The sequence below is a fragment of the Xanthomonas sp. CFBP 8445 genome (assembly GCF_025666235.1).
Classification (GTDB): domain Bacteria; phylum Pseudomonadota; class Gammaproteobacteria; order Xanthomonadales; family Xanthomonadaceae; genus Xanthomonas_A; species Xanthomonas_A indica.
Genome location: NZ_CP102594.1, coordinates 2,638,431 through 2,655,301, shown reverse-complemented (window position 1 = coordinate 2,655,301; position 16,871 = coordinate 2,638,431). Strand labels below are relative to the sequence as shown.

At 70.6% G+C, this 16,871-nt stretch carries 16 protein-coding genes; 4 read left to right on the top strand and 12 right to left on the bottom strand.

What is annotated here, in order from left to right:
* Window positions 1-63: 63 nt before the first annotated feature.
* Window positions 64-1,626, top strand: coding sequence for a sodium/sugar symporter (locus NUG21_RS11290; protein ID WP_160946604.1), 1,563 nt, complete (start codon window positions 64-66; stop codon window positions 1,624-1,626).
* 28 nt (window positions 1,627-1,654) lie between these two features.
* Here the strand turns inward: NUG21_RS11290 and NUG21_RS11285 are convergent, their stop codons facing one another.
* The 3 genes from NUG21_RS11285 to NUG21_RS11275 form a co-directional block, all read right to left on the bottom strand.
* On the bottom strand, window positions 1,655-3,445 hold the full coding sequence (locus NUG21_RS11285; RefSeq protein WP_263390899.1) for a sensor domain-containing phosphodiesterase: 1,791 nt from the start codon (window positions 3,443-3,445) through the stop codon (window positions 1,655-1,657).
* Between the two features lie 72 nt (window positions 3,446-3,517).
* Entirely contained in the window at window positions 3,518-4,084 is a 567-nt protein-coding gene (locus tag NUG21_RS11280) for a response regulator transcription factor (RefSeq protein WP_242161349.1), read from the bottom strand.
* Complete coding sequence (locus tag NUG21_RS11275; RefSeq protein WP_242080933.1) at window positions 4,081-5,304, bottom strand: ATP-binding protein; 1,224 nt, start codon at window positions 5,302-5,304, stop codon at window positions 4,081-4,083. The genes NUG21_RS11280 and NUG21_RS11275 overlap by 4 nt, the downstream gene beginning before the upstream one ends.
* A 124-nt stretch (window positions 5,305-5,428) precedes the next feature.
* On the opposite strand from NUG21_RS11275, the gene ispG reads away from it, so the two are divergent.
* On the top strand, window positions 5,429-6,694 hold the full coding sequence (gene ispG, locus NUG21_RS11270; protein WP_017913396.1) for a flavodoxin-dependent (E)-4-hydroxy-3-methylbut-2-enyl-diphosphate synthase: 1,266 nt from the start codon (window positions 5,429-5,431) through the stop codon (window positions 6,692-6,694).
* The gene (locus NUG21_RS11265) at window positions 6,675-7,385 is read left to right on the top strand and encodes a phosphatase PAP2 family protein (RefSeq protein WP_263390898.1); all 711 of its coding nucleotides are present in this window, start codon (window positions 6,675-6,677) and stop codon (window positions 7,383-7,385) included. The genes ispG and NUG21_RS11265 overlap by 20 nt, the downstream gene beginning before the upstream one ends.
* A gap of 107 nt (window positions 7,386-7,492) precedes the next feature.
* On the opposite strand, the gene NUG21_RS11260 is transcribed toward NUG21_RS11265, so the two are convergent.
* Window positions 7,493-8,623: an FAD-dependent oxidoreductase gene (locus NUG21_RS11260; protein ID WP_263390897.1), complete on the bottom strand. Its 1,131-nt coding sequence runs from the start codon at window positions 8,621-8,623 to the stop codon at window positions 7,493-7,495.
* A gap of 35 nt (window positions 8,624-8,658) precedes the next feature.
* Between NUG21_RS11260 and NUG21_RS11255 the strand changes: the two genes are divergently transcribed.
* Window positions 8,659-9,120 (top strand): MarR family winged helix-turn-helix transcriptional regulator, encoded by a 462-nt coding sequence (locus tag NUG21_RS11255; protein WP_263390896.1) that lies wholly within the window; start codon window positions 8,659-8,661, stop codon window positions 9,118-9,120.
* A 66-nt stretch (window positions 9,121-9,186) separates the two neighbouring features.
* Here NUG21_RS11255 and NUG21_RS11250 read toward each other — a convergent pair whose 3' ends face one another.
* From NUG21_RS11250 to NUG21_RS11215, 8 genes are all read right to left on the bottom strand, one after another.
* Window positions 9,187-10,347 carry a TPM domain-containing protein gene (locus tag NUG21_RS11250; protein WP_263390895.1) on the bottom strand — a complete coding sequence of 387 codons (1,161 nt, stop codon included), beginning with the start codon at window positions 10,345-10,347 and terminating at the stop codon, window positions 9,187-9,189.
* A 2-nt stretch (window positions 10,348-10,349) separates the two neighbouring features.
* Window positions 10,350-11,039: an aspartate/glutamate racemase family protein gene (locus NUG21_RS11245; protein WP_263390894.1), complete on the bottom strand. Its 690-nt coding sequence runs from the start codon at window positions 11,037-11,039 to the stop codon at window positions 10,350-10,352.
* Between the two features lie 131 nt (window positions 11,040-11,170).
* Window positions 11,171-12,079, bottom strand: a complete 909-nt coding sequence (locus NUG21_RS11240) for a DMT family transporter (RefSeq protein ID WP_263390893.1) — start codon at window positions 12,077-12,079, stop codon at window positions 11,171-11,173.
* A complete protein-coding gene (gene murB, locus NUG21_RS11235) occupies window positions 12,073-13,116 on the bottom strand; it encodes a UDP-N-acetylmuramate dehydrogenase (protein ID WP_263390892.1) in 1,044 nt (347 codons plus the stop codon). The genes NUG21_RS11240 and murB overlap by 7 nt, the downstream gene beginning before the upstream one ends.
* Complete coding sequence (locus NUG21_RS11230) at window positions 13,113-14,168, bottom strand: quinone-dependent dihydroorotate dehydrogenase (RefSeq protein ID WP_263390891.1); 1,056 nt, start codon at window positions 14,166-14,168, stop codon at window positions 13,113-13,115. Before NUG21_RS11230 ends, murB begins: the two co-directional genes overlap by 4 nt.
* A gap of 10 nt (window positions 14,169-14,178) precedes the next feature.
* Window positions 14,179-14,952, bottom strand: a complete 774-nt coding sequence (locus tag NUG21_RS11225) for a class I SAM-dependent methyltransferase (RefSeq protein WP_263390890.1) — start codon at window positions 14,950-14,952, stop codon at window positions 14,179-14,181.
* Window positions 14,949-15,230: a DUF4190 domain-containing protein gene (locus tag NUG21_RS11220; RefSeq protein WP_160946615.1), complete on the bottom strand. Its 282-nt coding sequence runs from the start codon at window positions 15,228-15,230 to the stop codon at window positions 14,949-14,951. Before NUG21_RS11220 ends, NUG21_RS11225 begins: the two co-directional genes overlap by 4 nt.
* Window positions 15,231-15,296: 66 nt before the next feature.
* The gene (locus NUG21_RS11215; RefSeq protein ID WP_263390889.1) at window positions 15,297-16,829 is read right to left on the bottom strand and encodes an L-piperidine-6-carboxylate dehydrogenase; all 1,533 of its coding nucleotides are present in this window, start codon (window positions 16,827-16,829) and stop codon (window positions 15,297-15,299) included.
* Window positions 16,830-16,871: the final 42 nt, after the last annotated feature.

The window sequence follows — 16,871 nt, the reverse complement described above, 5'->3', positions numbered from 1 at the left end:
CCGCCCATGCGGGCGGCGTCATGGACAACGGTGCGACAGGGCTGCGGCCCGTAGGAGAAGGCAGTGGGGTTGGCGACGTTGGATGTGGCGATCGTGGTGGTCTACCTGGCGGGCATCTTCCTGCTCGCGCAATGGGTGTCGCGGGAGAAGGCGGGGCACCGCAAGAGCGCGGAGGATTACTTCCTGGCCAGCAAGACCCTGCCGTGGTGGGCGATCGGCGCGTCGCTGATCGCGGCGAACATCTCCGCCGAGCAGATCATCGGCATGGCCGGCTCCGGCTATGCGATCGGCCTGGCGATCGCCTCCTACGAGTGGATGGCGGCGCTGACCCTGCTGATCGTCGGCAAGTTCTTCCTGCCGATCTTCCTGCGCAACGGCATCTACACCATGCCGCAGTTCCTGGAACAGCGCTACGGCAAGTGGATCCGCACGCTGATGGCGGTGTTCTGGCTGCTGCTGTACGTGTTCGTCAACCTGACCTCGATCCTGTGGCTGGGCTCGATCGCGGTGAGCCAGGTCACCGGCATGGACCAGACCCTGGCGCTGGCGCTGATCGGCGTGTTCGCGCTGGTTTACCAGCTGTACGGCGGGCTGAAGGCGGTGGCGCTGACCGACATCGTCCAGGTCACCCTGCTGGTGCTGGGCGGCCTGCTGGTCGCCGGGCTGACCCTGTCGCGGATCGGCGACGGCGCCGGCGTGCTCGCCGGCTTCCGCCACCTGTGGAACGCGCACCCCGAGCACTTCCACATGATCCTGTCCAGGGACAACCCGTTCTACAAGGATCTGCCGGGCCTGAGCGTGCTGCTCGGCGGCCTGTGGGTGATGAACATCAGCTACTGGGGCTTCAACCAGTACATCATCCAGCGCGCGCTGGCGGCCAAGAACATCGGCGAGGCGCAGAAGGGCATGGTGTTCGCTGCCTTCCTGAAGCTGCTGATGCCGGTGGTGGTGGTGGTGCCGGGCATCGCCGCGGTGGTGCTGGCGCCGGACCTGGCCAAACCCGACCAGGCCTATCCGACCATGATGCAGCTGCTGCCCAGCGGCATCCTCGGCCTGGTGTTCGCCGCGCTGGTGGCGGCGATCGTGGCCTCGCTGGCGTCCAAGATCAATTCGGTGGCGACCATCTTCACCCTGGACTTCTACGCCAAGTTCCGTCCGCAGGCCGACCAGCCGCAGTTGGTGCGGGTCGGGCGGGTGGCCGCGGTGACGTCGGTGCTGATCGGCATCCTCACCGCGCGGCCGCTGCTGGGCAATTTCGACCAGGGCTTCCAGTTCATCCAGGAATTCACCGGCTTCTTCACCCCGGGCGTGGTGGTGATCTTCATGCTCGGCCTGTTCTGGAAGCGCGCCAACGAGGCCGGCGCGCTGACCGCGGCGATCGGCTCGGTGCTGCTGTCGTTCGCGCTGAAGAAGCTGTGGCCGGAACTGCCGTTCATGGACCGCATCGGCCTGGTGTTCGTGCTGTCGCTCGTTGCGGCGGTGGTGGTGTCGCTGCTGACCCCGCAGGCGCCGGCGCGCGACCTGATCCGCACCGACGACGTGCGCTACGGCACCACGCTCGGTTTCAAGCTCGGCGCCGCCGCGGTGATCGCGATCCTGGTGGCGCTGTACGCGGTGTTCTGGTGAGCCACGGGCGGGCCGTGGCGCGGTGCGCTCAGGCGTCGTAGCCCTGCCACGGCTCGGCCAGCCAGGCGTCCAGCGCCTCGGCCGTCATCGGCCGCGCGATCCAGTAGCCCTGGCCTTCGTCGCAGCCCCAGTCGCGCAGCATCCGGTACACGGTTTCGCTCTCGATGCCCTCGGCCACCACCTGCTGGCCGAAATCGTGGCCGAGATGGATCATCGACGGCACCAGCATGCCGTCGCTGCGGCTGTCGGGTAGGGCACGGATGAACGACTGGTCGATCTTCAGCGCGCTGGCCGGGATGTTCTTCAGATAGCCGAGATTGCTGTAGCCGGTGCCGAAGTCGTCGATGGCGATCTTCACCCCGAGCGCGCTGATCTGCTGCAGCTGTTCGGCCACCCGCTGCGGATCGCGGATCATCGCGCTCTCGGTGAATTCGATCTCCAGCGCCCCCGGGGCCAGCGCATGCTGTTGCAGCAGCGCCTGTAGCCGGAGGATGAAATCGACCTGCTCCAGGTCCACCGCCGACACGTTCAGCGAGACGCTGAAGCGATAGCCGCGCTGTTGCCACTGCGCCGCCTGGGCGATGCCGGTGCGCAGCACCCAGGCGGTGATCCGGCTCATCAGCGCGGTCTTTTCCGCCAGCGGGATGAAGTCGTTCGGCGCCACCGCGCCCAGCAACGGATGCTGCCAGCGCAGCAGCGCCTCCACGCCCACGCATTCGCCGCTGCGCAGGCTCACCCGCGGCTGGTAGTGCAGGCTCAGCTGGCCCTGCGCTTCCAACGCCTCGGGCAAGGCGGCCAGGATGCGGAAGGCATTGCGCTGGTTGGCGTCGTGATTGCGCTCGTACAGGCTCCAGCGCTGCCCGCGCTGGCGCGCCATGTCTACCGCGGTGGTCAGCGAGCGCACCGTATGGTTGGCGCTGAGCGCCCCGTCCAGGCGCACCGCGCCCAGCGAGGGGCTGGCCGCATGCGGGATGCCCTGGTGGTCGATGGCCGCGGCGAAGGCGTCGCAGACGTGCTCGCACCAGTACTCCAGATGCGCTGTGTCGCTGCCTTCCATGATGAACACGAAGGTGGTGGTGTCGATGCGGTACAGCGGCAGGCCGTTCAGCGCCTGGCGCAGGCGATCGCGCGCGGCCAGCAGATAGCCCTCGGCGTACTCCCAGCCCAGCGCCTTGACCATGTCGCGGAAGTACTCGATGCCGCACACGTCGATCGCCACCGCGGTGTCGTGCTGGTCCGCGCTCTGCAGCGACAGCCACATGGTCAGGTCGTCGTTGAAGCGGCTGCGGTTGGGCAGCCCGGTCAGGGCGTCGACGAAGCCGCTGTTGCGCAACGTGTCGATGCGCACCATCAACAGGTCGCGCAGGTCCTGCAGGGTGCGGCGCGCGACCTCGTCGAACTCGTGGCGCGGCTCGCTGTCGATCACGCACAGCGTGCCGAGGCTGGCACCGTCGGCCATCAGCAACGGTGCGCCGGCGTAGAAACGGATGAACGGCGGGCCGGTGACCAGCGGGTTGTCGCGAAAGCGCGGATCCTGGCGCGCATCGGGCACCACCATCAGCTCCGGGCTGTGGATCGCGTAGGCGCAGAACGCCTGGCTGCGCGGTGTCTGTGCCGCCTCCAGGCCGACCCGGGACTTGAACCACTGGCGCTTTTCGTCGATCAGCGAGACCAGCGCGATCGGCACCCGCAGGTAGCGGGATGCCAGCTGCGTGACCAGGTCGAAGACCTGGTCGGCCGGGGTATCCAGCAGGCAGAGCTGGTGCAGGGCGCTGAGCCGTTGCGGCTCGTCCAGCAAGGCGGGCGGAGATTTCAACATGCCGAGTTAGCGGCCCGGCGCCGGGGGACTTGAGCGCCAGGCCCGGGCGCGGTTCAGGCCGCGCCGCGCGGCTCAGCGCGGCGGGTCGCGCTGCGGGCTGGGGCGCTTGGCCAGCTTGCGTTGCAGCGACCGGCGGTGCATGCCGAGCAGGCGCGCGGCCGCGGAGACGTTGCCGCCGGTCTCGTGCATGGCCTGCTGGATGTGTTCCCACTGCAGGCGGCTGAGCGGAGTCATCGCGTCCGGCACGTCGCTGCCGTCCTCGTCCTCGTCCTCCTCGGCCTCCAGGCCGATCGCGCGCAGGATCATCGGCACGGTGGCCGGCTTGGGCAGGTAGTCGTCGGCACCGAGCTTGATCGCCTCCACCGCGGTGGCGATGCTGGCGTAGCCGGTCACCAGCAGGATGCGCATGTCGGCGCGGATCGCGCGCAGCGGCTGGATCAGCGCCAGGCCGGATTCGTCGCCGAGCTTGAGGTCGATCAGCGCATAGTCCGGCGGCGTTTCGGCGGCCAGCGCCAGCGCGGCGGCGGCGCTGTCGGCGGTACGCGTGTCCAGGCCGCGGCGGGCGAGGGTGCGCTGCAGGGTGCGCAGGTACAGCGGATCGTCGTCGACCAGCAGGCCCAGCGGGGTGTCGGTGTTCATGCGGAGGTCTCCAGGGCGAGCAGCGGCAGGCGGAAGCCGACCCGGGCGCCGTGGTCCGGCGCCGGCTCGGTCCACAGCTCGCCGCCCAGGCGTTCGATGGTCGCATGCGACAGCGCCAGGCCCACGCCCATGCTCTCGGGCTTGCCGCTGCGGAACAGGGTGGCCGGCAGGCCGACCTGGTTGGCGTCGAAGCCGCCGCCGTAGTCGCGCACTTCGCCGACCAGTTCGCTGCCGGTGACGCGCACGTTCAGGTCCACCTGCGGGTGGCCGGCGCGTTCGCCGGCGTCGGCGGCGTTGTTCAGCAGCACCTGCAGCAGGTGGCCGATGGCGCTTTCCATGCGCAGCTGCAGCGGCGCGTCGTCGTTGCGGCGCAGGCGCACGGTGGGCCGCACCAACTGCCACTGGTGCAGCACCTGCGCCAGCGACACGGTCTGCCCGCCGGCGCGCTGCGCCGGCGCGGCCAGCGCCAGCACCCGCTCGCGGCACTGCACCAGCAGTTCGCGCAGGGTGTCCAGGTCCTCGCGCAGTTCCGGCTGGTCGCTCTGTTCGGCGATGTCGTCGGTGAGCAGGGTCATCGTCGCCAGCGGCGTGTTCAGTTCGTGCGCCACCGACGCGGCATGGGTGGCCAGGGCGACGATGCCCTCGTTGCGGGTGAAGCGCTCGCGCAGCAGCGCCAGCTCGCGCTCGCGTTCGCGCATGGCGATCGCCAGGCGGGTGGAGAACACCAGCACCACCACCGTGGACAGCAGGAAATTGGCCGCCATGCCCCAGCGCTGCAGGTCCAGCGCCTGGTAGGGGCCGTGCGGCAGCGGCAGGCCGAACAGCGCGCTGACCGCGTAGCCGGCCACGCAGGCCAGCGCGACCGCCAGCGCCCAGCGCAGCGGCAGGGCCAGCACCGCCAGCGCGATCAGCACCAGGAACAGCGAGCCGAAGGCGTTGCCGATGCCGCCGCTCCAGCCGACCATCCAGGTCAGCACGGTCACGTCGACCAGGATATGGCCGAAGGCGGTGGCCGGCGCGGCCGAGTCGGCATGGCGCAGGCGCAGTTGCGCGTACAGGTTGAACAGCGCCAGCACCGCCACGCCGGCCCACAGCGGCGCCTGCGGCAGCGGCAACTGCAGCGGCCAGGTCGCCACCAGGATCGTCGCGGCCTGGCCGGCGGTGGCCAGCCAGCGCAGGCTGCACAGGGTGCGCAGGAAGGAGGCGTCGGTGGAGTCCATGCTGCGCATCGTATGCGCTGGGCCCGGGGCCTGCCTGCGACAAACCGTCGCAGCGGCGCCGCCTCGCTGAATCGCCGGTGCCGGCGCATGCGGCAGGATGCGCCGCGCAGGCTAAAATGGGCGCATGTACGACGCCGTCAGCCGCCCCACGCCTCCCGCCGACGCCGCGCCCTGGGCGCGCCGTCTCACCCAGCCGGTCCGCATCGGCGGCGTCACCATGGGCGGCGGCAAGCCGGTGGTGGTGCAGTCGATGACCAATACCGACACCGCCGACGTCGCCTCCTCGGTCAAGCAGGTGGCCGAACTGTGGCGCGCCGGCTCGGAACTGGTGCGCCTGACGGTCAACAATCCCGAGTCGGCCGCGGCGATCCCGCGCATCGTCGACAAGCTGCGGATGATGGGCATCGAGGTGCCGCTGATCGGCGACTTCCACTACAACGGCCACCAGCTGCTGGCCGCCGAGCCCGCTTGCGCCGAGGCGCTGGCCAAGTACCGGATCAATCCCGGCAACGTCGGCTTCGGCAAGAAGAAGGACACCCAGTTCGCGCAGCTGATCGAATTCGCGCTCAAGTACGACAAGCCGGTGCGCATCGGCGCCAACTGGGGCTCGCTGGATCAGGCGCTGGCCGCGCAGCTGATGGACGAGAACTCGCGGCGCGAGGTGCCGTGGGATGCCGGCCGGGTGCTGCGCGAGGCGCTGATCCGCTCGGCGCTGGATTCGGCCGAGCGTGCGGTGGAACTGGGCCTGGGCCGCGACCGCATCGTGCTCAGCTGCAAGGTCAGCGGCGTGCAGGAGCTGATCGCGGTGTACCGCGACCTGGCGCAGCGCTCGGACTTCGCCCTGCACCTGGGCCTGACCGAGGCCGGCATCGGCAGCAAGGGCATCGTCGCCTCCAGCGCGGCGCTGGCGGTGCTGCTGCAGGAAGGCATCGGCGACACCATCCGCATCTCGCTGACCCCGGAGCCGGGGCAGTCGCGTACGCAGGAAGTGATCGTCGCCCAGGAGCTGCTGCAGACCACCGGCCAGCGCGCCTTCACCCCGCTGGTCACCGCCTGCCCGGGCTGCGGCCGCACCACCTCCGAGTTCTTCCAGGAACTGGCCAAGGTGGTGCAGAACCACGTCCGCGCGAAGATGCCGGAGTGGAAGGTGACCCATCCCGGCGCCGAGAGCATGACCCTGGCGGTGATGGGCTGCGTGGTCAACGGGCCGGGCGAGTCGCGCCACGCCAACATCGGCATCTCGCTGCCCGGCACCGGCGAGGCGCCGGCCGCGCCGGTGTTCATCGACGGCGAGAAGAAGGTGACCCTGCGCGGCGAGAACATCGCCCACGAGTTCGTCGCGCTGATCGACGACTACGTCGAACGCACCTATGTCCGCCGCACCGGGTGAGTCCGCCGCCGAGGCGGCCGGACTGCGCCGCTGGCTGCGGCGCAATGTCTGGCGCGTGATCCTGCTGTTCGCCGGGGTGCTGCTGCCGCTGGGCGTGTTCGTGGCCCTGGCCGACGAAGTGCATGCGCTGGAAGACCTCTACTTCGACGAGCCGCTGTTGTGGAGCATGCGCGGCCTGACCAGCCCCGGCTGGGACCGGTTCTTCACCGTGGTCACCGAGGCCGGCTACCAGTACGGCGTGATTCCGCTGGACACGCTGATCGTGCTGGTGCTGCTGGGCCTGCGCCGCTGGCGCGAGGCGCTGTTCGCGGCGCTGTCCTTCATCGGTTCGGCGCTGCTGAACATGGGCGCCAAGCAGTTCTTCCAGCGCGACCGGCCCAGCCTGTGGGAGTCGATCGCGCCCGAGCACCACACCTTCAGTTTCCCCAGCGGCCACGCGATGGGCTCGATGACCCTGGCGGCGGTGCTGATCGCGCTGAGCTGGCGCACCCGCTGGCGCTGGCCGGTGCTGTGGCTGGCCGGCAGCTTCACCCTGCTGGTCGGCGTGTCGCGGGTGTACCTGGGCGTGCATTACCCCTCGGACATCCTGGGCGGCTGGAGCGCGGCGCTGGTGTGGGTGGTGGGGCTGTACCTGCTGCTGTTCCGCGGCGAGCGCCGGCCGCGCTGGCGCGCACGGCGGCTGGCGAGCTGACGCGCGGCAGCGCGATCGCGGCGCTGTGACCCATGGCGTCGCAAGGCCGGACACCGCGGGCTGCGCGTCGCTTGGCGCGCGCGCCGCGGCGCCGCAAGACGTGGCACTCACGCGCCCGGGGGCGCTGCGTCGGGGAACATCTCGGCAAACCCGTCGCGGCACAGCGAGGCGAACCCGGCGGCACGGTCGAGCATCGCCACTTCCCAGCGTCGCATCGCGTCGCGCCAGTCCGCGGCGCCGACCAGGGCTTCGGCGAGTTCGGCGGCGTCGAGCATGGCCAGGTTGACGCCGACGCCCAGCGGCGGCATGACGTGCGCCGCATCGCCGACCAGCGCCAACCCGCTGCGGTGCGGCCAGCGCAGTCCCGGCGGCAAGGCCACGATCGGGCGTATGGCGGCGATGCGGTCCGCATCGGCGATCAGGCGCCGCAAGGTCGCCGACCAGCCATCGAAGCGCGCCAGCAGGGCGGGCTTGTCGATGTCCTGCAAGGCGGTGTCCGGCCAATCGCCGTGTTCGGGGCCGGTGCGGAAGGCGGCATAGACGCGAATCGTCCCGCCGCCGTTGCGTTGCGCGATGATCCCGGTGGGGCCGTGCAGCGCGAACATCGTGCCGTGCCCGACCAGCGCGGCGCTTTGCGGATGCCGGGTATCCACCTCGGACAGCCACAGTTCGACGAAGGTCACGCCGGTGTACGCCGGGACCACCGGGGTCACTGCGCTGCGCACGCGCGACCAGGCGCCGTCTGCGCCGATCACGATGTCGAAGGCGGGCGTGAGGCCGTCTTGCAACTGCAAGCGGTAGCCCCCGGTGCGGTTGCCGATCACGCCGGTCACCTTGCTGTCCCAGCGGATGGCGGTGCCATCGGTCGCTTCCAGCAGGAGTCGGCGCAACACGAGGCGGTCGATCTCCGGGCGATCGCCGGTTCCCGGAAGCGGCACTTCCTCGCGCAGGACGGCACCGGTGGCGTGGTCCAACGATCGCTGTTCCTGGTCCTCGTAGCGCGCAATCGCCTTGAACCGCTCCAGCAGCCCGGCCTTGTGCAGGGCCAACTGGCCATCTTCCGGGTGCAAGTCGAGCGTGCCGCCTTGGTCGCGCGCCTCCAGCGAGGCGTCGCCTTCGAACACCGAGACCGCCCAGCGATGGCGGTTTAAGATGGCCGCGGCCGTGAGTCCGGCGGGGCCGCCACCGACGATCGCGACGCTGGGATGGGTTGAGCGGGTTGGAGTGGGGCTGCGCATGGACGCCACCTTATAGATACATAGGATCCTATGCAATGCCTGACGCGCCTGCCGAGTGGACGCCGCATGCCATGCCGACGTTGGTGGTCGGTCGCCTGGCGCGCCTGCTGCTCAAGCTGAGCGACGAGCGGCTGCGCCTGGCCGGCATCACTGCGGCGCAGCTCCCGGTGCTGGTGGCGTTGAAGCACGGCGAGCAGCGCACGCAGGGCGAACTGGCCCGAATGGCCGGCGTCGAACAGCCGAGCATGGCGCAGTTGCTCGCGCGCATGGAGCGCGACGGACTGATCAAGCGCGAACGCGCGGCCGCGGACAAGCGCAGCGCGGCGATCTCCCTGACCGACCAGGCACTCGCGCTGCTGGAACCTGGCCGCGAGGCCTTGCGCGGCGTCGACCAGCAGGTCTGCGCCGGCCTGCAGCCGGAGGAGCAGCAACTGCTGCTCGGCTTGCTCGAGCGCATGATCGCCAACGCCGGATCCGCCGAGTCATCCGCCGAGTGACCCGCGGCGCTGGCCGCAGTGCCGGTCGCTGGACGATCGACTAGCGCCGGGCTCCGTGCGCGCCGCCTACCAGCTGGAACTCGCGCCGCCGCCACCGGAGCTGCCGCCGCCGGAGGACGAGCTACTGCTGGAGGACGAGGACGAGGACGATCCTGCGGACTCGGCCGCGGCGCGTTCCCTGGCGGCCTGATCGGCGTAGTAGCTGGCGGTGTAGGCGAACACCCCGGGCGCGGTCTCGGCGATATGCCCTTTGCGGATCAGCGCATTGCGCCGCCGCGTGAGCGCCTGCAGGAAGCGACTGTAGCGCTGCGGCGAGCGGTAGCGCTGCGCAGCGATGGCCAGGGTCAGTACCAGGATCAGCAGTTCCAGCGCCAGGAAGATCACCGTCATCGTCATCGACCTGGCCGACAGCAGTATCACGAAGATGCCGGGGTTGGCGCTGAGGAACAGGCGAATGAACCACGCCCAGAAACCCCCAGGTGCGGTGTCCTGGACCAGTTCCTCGGGCTGGGCCGACAGGCGCGGGTGCCGTCGCAGCAGGCGCCTGCGCAGGACGCCGGTCCAGGCACTGCGCAGCGGCAGCAGCAGCCACACCAGCACCAGCAGGCCCGCCCAGGCGATGGCGCCGCGCCGCCAGTGCATGCCGTCGTCGGCCGGTTGCGCCAGTTCGGCGACGGCTGCGGGATCCTGCGCGGCGGCGCGGCCCATGAAGTCGAACGCGGCGACGATCGCGTCGGCGGTGTCGCCCTGGCGCAGGCGCGGCGCCAGGTAGTCGTCCAGCGCGTGCCGGGCGACCACGTCGGGCAGCACGCCTTCCAGCCCGTAGCCCACTTCGAAGCGCGAACGCCGGTCCTGCATCGCCAGCACCAGCAACAGGCCGTTGTCCGTCCCTTTTTGGCCAAGCTGCCAGGTGCGGAAGGCGCGTTCGGCCAGGCGTTCGATCGGCTCGTCCTGTAGCGACGGCACGATGTAGACCGCGGCCCAGATGTGCTGGCGCTCGCGCAGGCGCTGCAGCGCCGCGTTGATCCGCTGGGTGTCGTCCGCGCTGAGCGTGGCGGCGGGATCGACCACGTTCGGCGTGTACGGCGGAATGGCGACGGCGCAGCGGCCGAGCGCCGGCCACAGCAGCAGGGCCAGGACCAGCAGGGCGCCGCGCCGGAACGGCGCCCACGCGCGCGCAGCGTCGACATCGCGGTGCGGGACAAGGGCAGGGGGCTGATTGCGCATCGCTAGGCCAGGCTGTGCAGCGCGGCGGCGCGCGCATGCAGTGCGGTCGTGTCGAACAGCGGCATCGCCGCGTCGGTGGGGCCGATCAGCAGGGAAATCTCGGTACAGCCCAGGATCACCGCCTCCGCGCCCTGCGCCTGCAGCGCCGCGATCACCTCCTGGTAGCGCAGCCGCGACGGCGCAAGCACCAGGCCCTGGCACAGCTCTTCGTAGATGATGCGGTGCACGTCCTCGCGCGCCGGCGCGTCCGGGATCAGCACCTCGAAGCCGCGCCGCTGCAGCCGTTCGCGGTAGAACGCCTGTTCCATGGTGAAGCGGGTGCCGAGCAGGCCGACGCGGACGATGCCGGCGGCCTGCAGCGCATCGGCGGTGGCGTCGGCGATATGCAGCAGCGGCAGCGGGACCGCGGCGGCGATCGCGTCGGCGACGCAGTGCATGGTGTTGGTGCACAGCACCAGGAAATCGGCGCCGCCGGCCTGCAGCGCGCGCGCCGACGCCGCCAGGGCGGCGCCGGCCGCATCCCAGTCGCCGTCGCGCTGGTACTGCGCGATCTCGTGGAAGTCCACGCTGTGCAGCAGGATCCTGGCCGAGTGCAGCCCGCCCAGGTGTGCGCGGACCGTCTCGTTGATGTGCCGGTAGTAGGGCAGGGTGGATTCCCAGCTCATGCCGCCGATCATGCCGATGGTCTTCATCGTGCGTCGCCTGCCGTGGTTGCGCGTGCGCGAGGATGGTAGCGGCATCGGCCGCGTGCAGCGACCGCGCGCGGCGGCCGTGCCGGCGACTGCCACGACGCCGGAGCGCGACGCGGCGTCATGCGCGGCGCTCAGGCGTCCAGCGTCGGCGGGGTGCCGGCGCCGGCGCGCGCTGCACGCCGTGCCAGCACGGCCTCGCGGTGGGCGATATAGGCGTTGGCGCTCAGGATCACCAGCGCGCCCAGCACGGTGCCGCCGTCCGGGGCCTCGTCGAACAGCCACCAGCCGAACAGCGCCACCAGCGGCAGTTGGGTGAAGCTGATCGGGGTCAGCGCGGAGACCTCGCCGAGGCGCAGCGCATGCGTCCACAGCAACTGCCCGAGTGTGCCGAACAGGCCGGTGGCCAGCAGCCACAGCCAGTCGATGCCCTGCGGCCAGCGCCACACGAACAGCGCCGGCAGCAGCGACATCGGGACCCAGAACGCGTAGGTGTAGAACACCACCGTGTTGGCGTCGTCCACCCGCGCCAGTTGCTTGATCTGGATCGCGACCAGCGCGCTCATCACCGCCGCCAGCACCGCCACCAGGGTGCCGGGACTGAACGCGGCGGCGCCGGGGCGCACGATCAGCAGCACCCCGGCGAAGCCGCACAGCACCGCCAGCCAGCGCCGCAGGCGCACCGTCTCGCCCAGCCACAGGGCCGCGGCCAGGGTCGCGAACAGCGGGGTGGAGTAGGACAGGGCGATCGCCTGCGACAGCGGCAGGTGGCCGATCGCCCAGAACCCGGCCAGCATCGACACCAGGCCGATCGCGGTGCGCAGCAGGTAGCGCGGCAGTTGCGCGGTGCGCGGCAGCGGCCGGCCCGGCCGCAGCAGCATCGGCAGCAGGAACAGCAGGCCGAACAGGTTGCGGAAGAACGCGATCTGCAGCGTGGACAGGTGTGCCGAGGCCAGCCGGATCGCCACCACCATCAGCCCGAAGGCCATCGTACTGGCCAGCATCAGCAGCGCCGCGCGCAGCGGCGTGGGTGCGGCTACCACTGCGCGCCGACGATGCGCGGTTCCGGTTCCAGCACCACGCCGAAGCGCTCGCGCACCGAGGCGGTGATGCGCCGCGCCAGGTCCAGCAGCTCGGCGCCGCTAGCCTGGCCATGGTTGACCAGCACCAGCGCATGCGCGGCGGACACGCCGGCGTCGCCGTCGCGGTAGCCCTTCCAGCCGCAGGCCTCGATCAGCCAGGCTGCCGACAGCTTGCGCTGACTGTCGTCCTCGCCCGGGAATACCGGCAATGCCGGGAACTCGTGCTGCAACGCCAGTGCCTGTTCCAGCGGCAGCAACGGGTTCTTGAAGAAGCTGCCAGCGTTGCCGAGCACGTCCGGGTCGGGCAGCTTGCGCCGGCGGATGTTGATCACCGCCTGGGCCACGTCGGGCGCGCCGGGCGTGGCGATGCCCATCGCCTGCAGTTCCTCGCCGATGCCGGCGTAGTCCAGGCGCAGCGCGTGCAGCCGCGGCAGGTTGAACTCCACCGCGGCGATCAGGTAGCGGTCGGGCTGGCGCTTGAACAGGCTGTCGCGGTAGCCGAACTCGCAGGCGGCCGTGTCCAGCCGCACGAAGCGCGCATCGGCGCGGTCGTAGGCTTCGACCACATGCACGAACTCGCCCATCTGCGCGCCGTAGGCGCCGATGTTCTGGATCGGCGCGGCGCCGACCGTGCCCGGGATCAGCGCCAGGTTCTCCAGGCCGGACAGGCCCTGCGCCAGCGACCACATCACCAGTTCGTGCCAGCCCACGCCGGCGCCGGCACGGACGATGGCGTAGTCGGCGCGGTGCTCTAGGGTGTCGATGCTGCGGTTGGCGAAGCACAACACCACCCCGGGCGCATCGCCGGCGAACAGTATGTTGCTGCCGCTGCCCAGCGGCAGCAGCGCAGCGCCGGCCAGTTCCGGCGCCAGCAGCGCCTCGGGCAGCGCCTCGGGCGCGAAGATCTGCAGCAGCCACGGCGCCTGCGCGGCGACGTGGAAGGTGTTGAGCGCCTGCAGCGGCGCCTGCGCGGTGAGCGACCAGGCCGTCGTGCTCATGGGACGACCACGTCCCCGCGGCTGGGCGCTTCGCGGCGCCGGCGCATCGCCTCCACGCACTCGCCGATCAGTTCCGGCCCGCGGAACACCAGCCCGCTGTAGCACTGCACCAGCGCCGCGCCGGCGGCCATCTTCGCCACCGCGTCGGCCCCGGACAGGATGCCGCCGACGCCGATCAGCGGGATGTGTTCGGGCAGGCGCGCGCGCAGCCGGCGCAGCACCAGGGTGGACTGGCCCAGCAGCGGTGCGCCGGACAGGCCGCCGCTTTCCGCGCCCAATGGCTCGTGCTCCAGGCCGGGGCGGGCAACCGTGGTATTGGTGGCGATCACGCCGTCCACCTGCAAATCCGACAGCACCCGCGCCGCCGCGTCGATGTCGCTGTCGCTCAGATCCGGCGCCACCTTGACCAGCATCGGCACGCGCTTGCCGTGGCGCGCGGCCAGCGCTTCCTGCGCCTCGCGCAGGCGCGCGATCAGCTGCCGCAGCGCCTGTTCTTCCTGCAGTTCGCGCAGGCCGGCGGTGTTGGGCGAGGAGATGTTGACGGTGATGTAGTCGGCCAGCGCGTAGACCTTCTCCAGGCAGTGCAGGTAATCGGACGCGGCGTCTTCGTTCGGCGTGTCCTTGTTCTTGCCGATGTTGATGCCGAGCAGGCCGCGCCGGCGCCGCGCGCGCTCGACGTTGCGCACCAGCGCGTCCACGCCCAGGTTGTTGAAGCCCATGCGGTTGATCACCGCCTGCTGCCGCGGCAGGCGGAACATGCGTGGCAGCGGATTGCCGGCCTGCGCGCGCGGGGTGACCGTGCCGATCTCGACGAAACCGAAGCCCAGCGCCAGCAGCGCATCGATGTGTTCGCCGTTCTTGTCCAGGCCCGCGGCCAGTCCGACCGGATTGGGGAAGTCCAGGCCGAAGGCACGCGTGGGCATCGGCGCGATCGTGCGCGCCAGCAGCGGGTTGGTGCCGGTGCGGTAGGCCAACTCGATCGCGCGCAGGCCCAGGGCGTGGGCGCGCTCGGCATCGAAGGCGAACAGGAACGGTCGGGCGAGGGAATACATGGCGTGTGGCTCAGTTCAGCGTCCCGGCGAAGGCGCGGGTGCGGTAATGGAACGCGACGACGCCGTCGCGCTGGTGCCGGTCGAACAGCGTGCGCAGCGCCTCCAGCATCGGCGCGTGGCGCGGGTGGCCGGGCAGCGGCGCGTAGGAGGACGACAGCAGGCGTCCGCGCAGCGCCTCGAAGTCCATGCGCTGTTCGTTGGGAAACTGCGCGGTGCCGCGCAGGCCGGTGCCGAACCAGCGCTGCATGGTGGCATCGTCGTGGTAGCGCTCGGCCACCGCGCTGTAGTCGGTGCCGTACTCCAGCAGCAGTTGCTCGTAGCCTTCCAGGAACGCGGTGGCGTCGAGCAGGCGCGAGTTCCAGTAGACCAGCGCCAGGCCGCCGGGGCGCAACACCCGCGCCCATTCGCGGCGCACCGCCTCCAGGTCGAACCAGTGGAAGGCCTGCGCGGCGCTGATCAGGTCGACACTGGCGTCGGCCAGGGTGGTGGCTTCGGCGCTGCCATCGATGGCGCGGAAGCCCGGCTGGTCCTGCAGCAATTGCTCGGCGGCCGCGCGCATCGCCGCATTCGGCTCCACCGCCAGGGTCGGGTGCCCGGCCTGCAGGAACAGGCGGGTGGAGATCCCGGTGCCGGCACCGATGTCGGCGACCAGCGCGTCGCCGGCCACGCCAAGCTCGCCGTGCACCCAGTCGAGCAGGGCCGGCGGATAGCTGGGGCGATAGCGCACGTAATCGGCGACGCGGTCGCTGAAGCGCTCGCGCGGCGCGGCGGTGTCCCGGCTCACGACTGGGTGCTGGCGAACCACGCCAGCCCGCCAAAGAACAGCACGAAGGCCAGTACCGCCAGCACGGCCAGCACCACCGCGGCCCAACCCAGGATCAGCCCGCCCACCGCCAGGCCGTCGCCCTGGAAGCGCTGCGGCTGGCGGCGGATCTCCGCGCGCGCCAGATGCCCGGTGACGATCGCGCCGAGGCTGCCCAGCACCGGCATCAGGGTCCAGCCGAGGATGCCGGCGACCAGGCTGACCACGGCGAGGGAATTGGTTTCGCGCACCTGACTCATCGCTGTCGCTCCTTGCAAGAAGGAAGGGATCTGCGGCCGCAGCGCGCGGCCGCCGGACTTACCGCATCACAGATCGAACTTGATGCCCTGCGCCAGCGGCAGCGAATCGGAGTAGTTGATGGTGTTGGTCTGCCGGCGCATGTACACCTTCCACGCGTCCGAGCCGGATTCGCGGCCGCCGCCGGTGTCCTTCTCGCCGCCGAAGGCGCCGCCGATCTCGGCGCCGGAGGTGCCGATATTGACGTTGGCGATGCCGCAGTCGCTGCCGGCCGCGGACAGGAACTTCTCCGCCGCCTTCAGGTTCTGGGTGAAGATCGACGAGGACAGGCCCTGCGGCACGCCGTTCTGCATGTCGATGGCCTCGTCCAGGGTGCTGTACTTCATCACGTACAGGATCGGCGCGAAGGTCTCGTGCTGCACCACCTCATCGCTGTTCTTCAGGCCGGTGACGATGGCCGGCAACACGAAGTTGCCCGGACGGTCCAGCGCGGTGCCGCCGGTCTCGACGGTGCCGCCGGCGGCCTTGGCCTTGGCGATGGAATCCAGGAACTGCTCGACCGCACCGCGGCTGTTCAGCGGGCCCATCAGGTTGGCCGGGTCGGTCGGGTCGCCGATCTTGCCTTCGACCTGCTTGTAGGCCTTGACCAGGGTCGCCAGCACGGTGTCGTAGATCGATTCGTGCACGATCAGCCGGCGCGTGGTGGTGCAGCGCTGGCCGGCGGTGCCGACCGCGCCGAACACGATGCCGGGCACGGCCAGCTTCAGGTCGGCGCTCTCGTCGAGGATGATGGCGTTGTTGCCGCCCAGCTCCAGCAGGCAGCGGCCCAGGCGGCGCGCGCACTTCTCGGCGACGACCCGGCCGACCTGGGTGGAGCCGGTGAAGCTGATCAGCGGGATGCGGGTGTCCTCGACCAGGCGCTCGGACAGGGCCACGCCGGCATCGTTGATCAGGAAGAAGATGTCCGGGAAGCCGGCGTCGCGCAGCGCCTCGTTGCAGATCTTCATCGACGCGATCGCGGTCAGCGGGGTCTTGTTGGACGGCTTCCAGATGCAGATGTCGCCGCAGATCGCCGCCAGGAACGCGTTCCAGCTCCACACCGCGACCGGGAAGTTGAACGCGCTGATGATGCCGACCAAGCCCAGTGGCTGGTACTGCTCGTACATGCGGTGGCCCGGACGCTCCGAGTGCAGGGTGTAGCCGTACAGCATGCGGCTCTGGCCGACCGCGAAATCGGCGATGTCTATCATCTCCTGCACTTCGCCGTCGCCTTCCGGCTTGCTCTTGCCCATTTCCAGCGCGACCAGCGAGCCCAGCGCGTCCTTGTGCTTGCGCAGCGCCTCGCCGCACAGCCGCACCGCCTCGCCGCGGCGCGGTGCCGGGGTGGTGCGCCAGACCTTGAACGCGGCCTGGGCGCGGGCGATCACCGTCTCATAGTCCTGCTCGGTGGTGGCCTGGACCTCGGCGATGATGGCGTTGCTCGACGGGTTGAGCGGCTGCAGCACGCCGGCGCCGCTGGCGCTGGACCACTCGCCGTTGCCGAGGTAGGTGCCGGAGTTGGTGGCGGCGAGGCCGAGCGCCTTGAGCAGGTCAGCGGACATGGAATCTCCTGGGTTCGTTGCGACAGGGAAGGCGACCGCAGG

What these genes read in the sequence shown, in the direction of transcription:
- NUG21_RS11255 (WP_263390896.1), top strand. Translation starts at nt 8,659, where the DNA reads ATGCCTGACGCGCCTGCCGAGTGGACGCCGCATGCCATGCCGACGTTG.
- NUG21_RS11260 (WP_263390897.1), bottom strand. Translation starts at nt 8,623, where the DNA reads ATGCGCAGCCCCACTCCAACCCGCTCAACCCATCCCAGCGTCGCGATC.
- NUG21_RS11220 (WP_160946615.1), bottom strand. Translation starts at nt 15,230, where the DNA reads ATGAGTCAGGTGCGCGAAACCAATTCCCTCGCCGTGGTCAGCCTGGTC.
- NUG21_RS11230 (WP_263390891.1), bottom strand. Translation starts at nt 14,168, where the DNA reads ATGTATTCCCTCGCCCGACCGTTCCTGTTCGCCTTCGATGCCGAGCGC.
- NUG21_RS11245 (WP_263390894.1), bottom strand. Translation starts at nt 11,039, where the DNA reads ATGAAGACCATCGGCATGATCGGCGGCATGAGCTGGGAATCCACCCTG.
- NUG21_RS11280 (WP_242161349.1), bottom strand. Translation starts at nt 4,084, where the DNA reads ATGAACACCGACACCCCGCTGGGCCTGCTGGTCGACGACGATCCGCTG.
- NUG21_RS11265 (WP_263390898.1), top strand. Translation starts at nt 6,675, where the DNA reads ATGTCCGCCGCACCGGGTGAGTCCGCCGCCGAGGCGGCCGGACTGCGC.
- NUG21_RS11215 (WP_263390889.1), bottom strand. Translation starts at nt 16,829, where the DNA reads ATGTCCGCTGACCTGCTCAAGGCGCTCGGCCTCGCCGCCACCAACTCC.
- NUG21_RS11250 (WP_263390895.1), bottom strand. Translation starts at nt 10,347, where the DNA reads ATGCGCAATCAGCCCCCTGCCCTTGTCCCGCACCGCGATGTCGACGCT.
- NUG21_RS11275 (WP_242080933.1), bottom strand. Translation starts at nt 5,304, where the DNA reads ATGGACTCCACCGACGCCTCCTTCCTGCGCACCCTGTGCAGCCTGCGC.
- ispG (WP_017913396.1), top strand. Translation starts at nt 5,429, where the DNA reads ATGTACGACGCCGTCAGCCGCCCCACGCCTCCCGCCGACGCCGCGCCC.
- murB (WP_263390892.1), bottom strand. Translation starts at nt 13,116, where the DNA reads ATGAGCACGACGGCCTGGTCGCTCACCGCGCAGGCGCCGCTGCAGGCG.
- NUG21_RS11285 (WP_263390899.1), bottom strand. Translation starts at nt 3,445, where the DNA reads ATGTTGAAATCTCCGCCCGCCTTGCTGGACGAGCCGCAACGGCTCAGC.